The sequence below is a fragment of the Streptomyces chiangmaiensis genome (assembly GCF_036281785.1).
Taxonomy (GTDB): Bacteria; Actinomycetota; Actinomycetes; order Streptomycetales; family Streptomycetaceae; genus Streptomyces; species Streptomyces chiangmaiensis.
In genome coordinates this window covers 1-1,297 of sequence record NZ_JAYWVC010000587.1, presented here as the reverse complement: position 1 = coordinate 1,297, position 1,297 = coordinate 1, and the positions used below count along the sequence as shown (strand labels likewise).

Genomic DNA, 1,297 nt, shown 5'->3' with positions numbered 1-1,297 from the left:
CCCCGGGCGGCACCTGCCGACAGCACCCCGTCGGGGTGACGGACACGGGAGGGAGTGCGGTGATGGGTGGTCAGATCGAGGTGTCCGAGCTGGAGGTGGGTGATGAACTGGTCGCGCGGGTCGCCGCGCTGGACATCGCCAAGGCGTCGGCGATGGTCTGCACACGGGTACCTGGCGGCGGAAGCCGTAAGCGCCAGGAGATCCAGAAGGTTGGTGCGACGACCGCGGCGATCCTGGAGCTGGCCGACCACCTGATCTGCCAGGGCGTCGAACTGGTCGTCATGGAGTCCACCTCGGACTACTGGCGCCCCTTCTACTACCTGCTCGAGGACCGGGGCCTTGCGTGCTGGCTGGTCAACGCCCGCGACGTCAAGAACGTCCCGGGCCGACCCAAGACCGACAAGCTGGACGCCGTCTGGTTGGCCAAGCTCGCCGAACGCGGCATGCTCCGGCGCTCCTTCGTACCGCCCGCTGCGGTGCGTCGGCTGCGGGACCTCACCCGCGCCCGCGCCGTGCTCACCGCCGACCGCACGGCCTACAAGGAACGTGTTGAGAAGGTCCTGGAAGACGCCCAGATCAAGCTGTCCACCGTGGTCAGCGACATCTTCGGTGCCTCTGGACGGGCGATGCTCGAAGCAATGATCGCTGGGGAACGCAGCCCCAGGGCCTTGGCCGACCTGGCCCGCGGCGCCATGCGGGCCAAGCGTGACGATCTCACCGAGGCGTTACGGGGCCGGTTCGACACCCACCACGGCTACCTGATCCGCCTCTACCTGGAGGACATCGACCGTCTGGACGCCCAGATCGCCGACCTGGGCGTGCACATCGAGACGGCCGTCCGGGAACTGGACCCCGCCGGCCCCGATCCCGGCAACGGCCTGCGGATGCCGCTGCTGGAACGGCTGGCCGAGATCCCGGGCGTCGGACGCGTCACCGCGCAGAACATCCTGGCGGAGACCGGTTTCGACATGAGTGTCTTCCCCACCCCCGGACACCTGGCTTCCTGGGCCAAGCTGACTCCGCGCACCCTGCAGTCCGGGGCGAAGAACACCTCCGGCAGCACCGGACACGGCAACCCCTGGCTGCGACGCGCCCTCGGGCAGGCCGCCGTCAGCGCGGGCAAGAGCCAGAGCTTCCTCGGTGCCCGCTACCGGCGCCTGGTCAAACGCAAGCCCAAGAAGAAGGCCCAGGCCGCACTGGCCCGCAACCTCCTCGAGATGGTCTGGCATCTGATCGCCGACCCGGACGCCCGCTATCGCGACCTCGGCACCGACTGGTACGAGCGCCGCACCGACCC

Annotated in this window: 1 protein-coding gene; it reads left to right on the top strand. The window is 69.3% G+C overall.

What is annotated here, in order from left to right; genetic code table 11:
• Positions 1–62 precede the first annotated feature (62 nt).
• Positions 63–1,297: IS110 family RNA-guided transposase (locus VXC91_RS45765; protein WP_329513237.1), on the top strand; the 1,235-nt coding region annotated here is incomplete at its 3' end.